Here is a 6,114-nt window from a genome sequence, read left to right as displayed (position 1 = left end):
CCAGCGCCAATGGTACTTAGACCGCAGGGTCTTGGGAGAGTAGGACGTCGCCAAGCACGAGAGACCTATCGCATGTTATGCGGTAGGTTTTTTTGTGCAATTTACGGTATGCTATAAACAAATACAAGTTAGGAGGAATAGATAAATGAACAAGAATGAAGTTGTAATTAAACAGTTGGAGAAGGAGCAATTTGATGAAAGTATGGCCTTATCACAGTTTGCCTTTCAATATAAGAGGACGGCGGAGGAGCTTGAGCATACGAAGAAGCAGTTAGAAGCAGAGCCAGCCGTAAGATGGGCCGCTTACATCGATGATCAGCTTGCAGCGCAGGCAACCGTGTTGGAGCTGGAAACCTACATAAATGGCAAGCGGTTTGCGATGGGCGGCATCGCAGGTGTAGCAACGTGGCCGGAGTACAGGAGGCAGGGTTTAGTTGCAAAGCTGCTTGTTCATTCGCTGATGGAGATGAAGGAGAAAGGCCAATCGATATCTTTTCTTCATCCATTTGCATTCGGTTTTTATCGGAAATTCGGATGGGAGACGTATACCGAACATAAAGCTTACACAATTAAGGTAGAGCTTTTGCCGACACGTAACACTTATGTGGGTCGTGTCGAAAAGTATACGGGCAGCTATGATTTTCTTGATGCTATTTATGAAGCCTACGCCTCCCATTATAACGGATCATTGGTTCGTTCCGAGCTATGGTGGAAGTATCGTATTAGCAAGCGTAAACCGGGGCAAATAGCTGTATATTATGACAAACAGAACCAAGCGATAGGTTATATTATTTATGAAGTAAAGGATATGGTGCTTCGTGTTCACGAACTCATTTATTTGAACGAAGAGGCGAAAGCAGCATTGTGGTCGTTCATTGGGCAACATGATTCTATGATTAATGAGGTAACGATAACGGCACCTTCCGATGACCTTCTGCCCTTCTCTTTAACCAATCCCCGGATCAAGCAAGAGATTATACCTTATTTTATGGCGCGTATCGTTGATGTCGAAGCCTTCGTAAAGCATTATGAATTTCTATCATCGACTGAGGAGGACCGTCTTCAAATAGAAATAAAGGATGAGCATGCGGAATGGAACAGCGGTTGCTATTTACTGCGTATAGAAGCTTCAGGGAATGCATCGTTACAACGTTTGGATAATATGGGAGATAGTTCTGCGACCATTAAGATGGATATCGGGTCGTTAACTTGCATGCTTCTAGGCTATCTTCGTCCGCTTCAATTCGCACAATTGGCACGTATTGATGGAGATACCCATGCAATCAAACGCTTACAAGATCGTATTCCCGAACGAACAACGTATTTGCCGGACTTTTTCTAAGAAATTACGAATTTTGAATCTCCTAATTCGGGTATAAAGTGGATTTGTTAAAGCAATTGTTCAGCCTTGACAGCCTATACCCCCTCTGCTAATATTGCAATAATATACGTGAGACGTACTGAAAATAAGGGAGGAACATACTCGTGTGGGAAACGAAATTCGCCAAAGAAGGGCTAACGTTTGACGACGTCCTGCTTATTCCGCGCAAATCAGAAGTGCTGCCTAGGGAAGTTGACATCTCGATTCGATTAAGCGAGAACATAAAGCTGAACATTCCGCTTATTAGCGCAGGCATGGACACCGTAACCGAATCCGCTTTGGCGATTGCAATAGCGCGTGAGGGTGGTATCGGCATCATCCATAAGAACATGTCGATTGCACAGCAAGCGGAGGAAGTGGACCGCGTTAAACGTTCGGAGAGCGGTGTAATAACCAATCCGTTTTCGCTTACGCCTGAACATCATGTTTATGACGCAGAAGAGCTGATGGGGAAATACCGCATCTCAGGCGTACCGATTGTTGACCAAGATAAGAAACTGGTCGGTATTTTGACAAACCGTGATTTGCGTTTCGTACATGATTATTCGATAAAGATACATGAGGTCATGACACATGAAGATCTCGTGACTGCCCCAGTCGGGACAACCCTGCAGGAAGCGGAAGTGTTATTGCAGAAGCATAAAATTGAGAAATTGCCGTTAGTGGATGAGACCAACACGCTTAAAGGTCTAATAACCATTAAAGATATCGAGAAGGCGATTCAATTCCCGAATGCGGCTAAGGATAAACATGGTCGTTTGCTTTGCGGCGCGGCCGTCGGCATTTCCAAGGATACGATGGATCGTGCAGAAGCGCTCATGCAATCCGGCATTGACGTGCTTGTAGTCGATTCGGCGCATGGTCACCATATTAATATCATTGAAGCGGTACGCAAACTGCGCGCGGCTTATCCTAACTTAACGATCATTGCGGGCAATGTTGCAACGGGTAATGCTACCCGTGATTTGATCGAAGCAGGCGCTTCAGTCGTTAAGGTTGGTATCGGACCAGGCTCGATTTGTACGACACGTGTCATCGCAGGTATCGGTGTTCCGCAAATTACAGCGATTTATGATTGCGCATCGGTTGCCCGCGAATATAATATTCCGGTTATTGCAGACGGCGGTATTAAGTATTCGGGCGATATTACAAAGGCAATCGCATCTGGCGCAAGTGCGATTATGATCGGAAGCTTGTTCGCGGGAACTGCTGAAAGCCCGGGCGAGACTGAAATTTTCCAAGGCCGGAGCTTTAAAGTATATAGAGGCATGGGCTCGTTGGGTGCGATGAAGGAAGGCAGCAAGGATCGTTATTTCCAAGAGAATGAGAATAAGCTCGTTCCTGAGGGTATCGAAGGCCGCGTTCCATACAAAGGGCCGCTAGCCGATACGGTTCATCAATTGCTCGGCGGCTTGCGTTCAGGCATGGGTTATTGCGGTACGTCATCGCTTGAGGAATTAAAGAACGATACGCAATTTGTGCGCATTACTGGATCCGGTCTTCGCGAAAGCCATCCGCATGACGTACAAATTACGAAGGAAGCTCCTAACTACTCGTTATAGGGTAAGATCAATTATACGAGTTCATGACCAGACAGGGATAAGCGATTTAATCGCTCATTTCTGTCTGTTTTTTATATGAAAGAATACTCATTCTTGTAACCTTTTAAGAGGTTTAATTGTTACGGTACGATATGTTACAATTAAAAACGGACAATTCATGTGGGAAAAGGGGAGAAGACGTTGAAGGTATTTGTAAGACCGGTACGGTTGATGACGGTCATCGCTGCAAGCTTGGTGATCTGGATGGTGATGTTGGCGCTTGGCTCAACGACGGCGCTCGCAGTAGGTTACGATAATAGACCTAGTACGGAAAATCCACTAGGTTTGCAGGTTAAATCAGCAATTTTAATTGAAGCAGAGTCAGGCCAGGTATTGTATGATGTCAATTCGGGCGAGCCGCTTCCTCCGGCAAGTATGACGAAGCTGATGACGGAATATATCGTACTTAAAGAAATTAAGGACGGACGATTAAATTGGGACCAAACGATTTCCGTAAGCGCTGAAGCAGCTGATACGCTGCCCGAGGAGTCGCAAATTTTTTTGGCGCAAGGCGATACTCATACGGTCAGGGACTTATATATAGCGATGGCAGTAGGCTCTGCGAATGATGCGACTAGAGCGCTTGCGACCCAAATAGCGGGTACAGAGCAAGCCTTTATAGATAAAATGAATGAAACGGCAGATGAGCTTGGTCTGGAATCAGCCGTTTTCGCAAGCGCAACGGGCTTTGAGGATACGACAGTGATATCCGCATCTGATTTGGTGAAGCTTGCTCGACTTATTTTGACCGAGTATCCTGAGTTTCTGGACTACTCCAAAATGCAAGATTATAAATTCCGTGAACGCGACGCAAAACCGATGGTTAATTTTAACTGGATGCTTGGCACCAACACGAATAAATCCGGCTTTAAGGATTTGGCATACGAGGGTGTAGACGGCATGAAGACTGGATTTGTTAATTCGGCCGGTTATAATTTCACAGGTACGGTGAAGAAGGGTGATTTGCGTTTCATAAGCGTCGTTATGGATACCTCTTCCATGCATACCCGGTTTTACGAAACGGCTAAGCTTTATGACTACGGCTTCAACACGTTTGAGAAAAAGACAGTGCTTGCGCCAAAAACTGTGGTAGAAACGGTACAATCGGTTAAGATTAAGAAGGGGAAGAAGAAAACCGTTCCCGTTGTTACCCAAAACGATATTACCTTTATGGTAAAGAAGGGTGTAGAGCCGAAAATCGAGGTTGTTAAGAGCCAAGTGAAAACAGAGGATGAGCTCGTGGCTCCGATTGCGGTCGGTACGGTCGTTGGAACAGTCACCTATAATTACACCGACGCGGAAACGAATCAAACGCTTGAGCATACGGTCAACCTGATCACGACGGAGGAAGCGGAGAAAGCAGGCTGGTTCCGCCTCATGTTCCGCGCGATCGGCGACTTTTTTGCCGGATTGTTTAACGGAATCGTCAATTTGTTCTAATCCGAGCAGAAAGCAAGGAAATAACGTAAAACAAGGGTTGTCGATTAAACGGGCTTCCTGTAAAATCAATGGTTAGAACAACTGCGGTAATAGACCATTTCACGCATGATAATAGGAGGATTTGCAGGATGGAAACAGGTACATCGCGCGTTAAACGCGGCATGGCAGAAATGCAAAAAGGCGGCGTCATTATGGACGTTATGAACGCAGAGCAAGCGAAGGTAGCAGAAGCAGCAGGGGCGACGGCCGTAATGGCGCTTGAGCGCGTTCCTTCCGATATTCGCGCAGCAGGCGGAGTGGCTCGTATGGCTGACCCGACTATCGTAGAAGAGGTTATGAAGGTTGTTTCGATTCCCGTAATGGCGAAGGCTCGTATTGGCCACTATGTAGAAGCGAAAGTGCTGGAATCGATGGGCGTTGACTATATCGATGAGAGCGAAGTACTGACGCCAGCGGACGAAGTGTTCCACATTAGCAAGAACGAATTCACAATTCCGTTCGTATGCGGAGCGAAGGATCTTGGCGAAGCATTGCGCCGTATTCAAGAAGGCGCTGCGATGCTCCGTACGAAAGGCGAGCCTGGAACAGGAAATATCGTTGAGGCGGTTCGTCACCTGCGTCTGATTAACGGACAAATTCGCAAAATTCAAGGCTTGTCCAAGGACGAACTGTATCATGAAGCAAAGCTTCTAGGCGTGAACTATGATCTGCTTTTGAATGTACACGAGACAGGTAAGCTCCCGGTTGTTAACTTCGCAGCGGGCGGAGTAGCAACACCATCTGATGCGGCGCTTATGATGCATCTTGGTGCGGACGGCGTATTCGTTGGCTCCGGTATTTTTAAATCGGATAGCCCGGAGAAATTCGCCCGTGCGATCGTAGAAGCGACAACTCACTACAATGATTACAAATTGATCGCTGAAGTATCCAAAAACTTGGGAGCACCGATGAAGGGTATCGAAATTTCCAAGCTTAATGCTGCAGAGCGTATGCAAGACCGCGGTATCTAATAATTGTAATACGCAGGTGCCGGCTCAGCGCGATTAGCGCCGCCGGCTCTTGCCCGTAAAGGAAGGCGAATATTGCGATGAAGATAGGCGTTCTAGCGCTCCAAGGCGCAGTAGCGGAGCATATACGAAGCTTAGAGGCGGCAGGTGCGGAAGCGGTCGCCGTTAAGCGGGTGGAGCAGCTTGATGAGCTGCAAGGGCTTGTTATACCGGGCGGTGAAAGCACGACGATCGGCAAGCTGATGCGGAAGTACGGTTTTATGGATGCTATTGCAAAATTCTCTTCACAAGGAAAACCCCTCTTTGGCACATGTGCGGGTTTAATTGTACTGGCAGACGAAATTGAAGGACAAGAGGAAGCGCACTTGCGTCTTATGGACATGACGGTTGCCCGAAATGCTTTCGGCCGCCAACGGGAAAGCTTTGAGACCGATTTGCAGGTGGAGGGTATTGACGAGCCGGTTCGGGCCGTATTCATTCGTGCGCCGCTTATCAAGAAGGTTGGTTCGACCGTAGATGTATTGTCAACCTATAACGATGAGATCGTGACTGCAAGACAAGGGCATTTGCTTGCTGTTTCTTATCACCCCGAATTGACGGATGATTTTAGCTTGCATGCTTATTTTGTCGATATGGTGAAGGAAGCTGCTGTGAGTAAAGCTTAGTTGGATATAAAAAAACATAT

General features: G+C 46.8%; 5 protein-coding genes. All 5 read left to right on the top strand.

The genetic code is table 11. The annotated features are described in order from the left end of the window. The first annotated feature begins 145 nt into the window (after positions 1 to 145). The 5 genes from L1N85_RS22740 to pdxT all read left to right on the top strand — a co-directional run bounded on the left by L1N85_RS22740 (position 146) and on the right by pdxT (position 6,094). Entirely contained in the window at positions 146 to 1,342 is a 1,197-nt protein-coding gene (locus L1N85_RS22740) for a GNAT family N-acetyltransferase (protein WP_235241338.1), read from the top strand. Positions 1,343 to 1,485: 143 nt separating this feature from the next. Continuing rightward, positions 1,486 to 2,943 (top strand): IMP dehydrogenase, encoded by a 1,458-nt coding sequence (guaB, locus tag L1N85_RS22735; RefSeq protein ID WP_235241337.1) that lies wholly within the window; start codon positions 1,486 to 1,488, stop codon positions 2,941 to 2,943. Between the two features lie 180 nt (positions 2,944 to 3,123). Next, positions 3,124 to 4,422: a D-alanyl-D-alanine carboxypeptidase family protein gene (locus L1N85_RS22730; RefSeq protein WP_235241336.1), complete on the top strand. Its 1,299-nt coding sequence runs from the start codon at positions 3,124 to 3,126 to the stop codon at positions 4,420 to 4,422. A 128-nt stretch (positions 4,423 to 4,550) separates the two neighbouring features. Next, entirely contained in the window at positions 4,551 to 5,432 is an 882-nt protein-coding gene (gene pdxS, locus L1N85_RS22725; RefSeq protein ID WP_235241335.1) for a pyridoxal 5'-phosphate synthase lyase subunit PdxS, read from the top strand. A gap of 77 nt (positions 5,433 to 5,509) precedes the next feature. Next, a complete protein-coding gene (gene pdxT, locus L1N85_RS22720; RefSeq protein ID WP_235241334.1) occupies positions 5,510 to 6,094 on the top strand; it encodes a pyridoxal 5'-phosphate synthase glutaminase subunit PdxT in 585 nt (194 codons plus the stop codon). The last annotated feature ends 20 nt before the right edge of the window (positions 6,095 to 6,114 follow it).

The organism is Paenibacillus alkaliterrae, from assembly GCF_021532375.1.
Classification (GTDB): Bacteria; Bacillota; Bacilli; order Paenibacillales; family Paenibacillaceae; genus Pristimantibacillus; species Pristimantibacillus alkaliterrae.
This window is presented reverse-complemented; position numbering and strand designations above follow the sequence as displayed.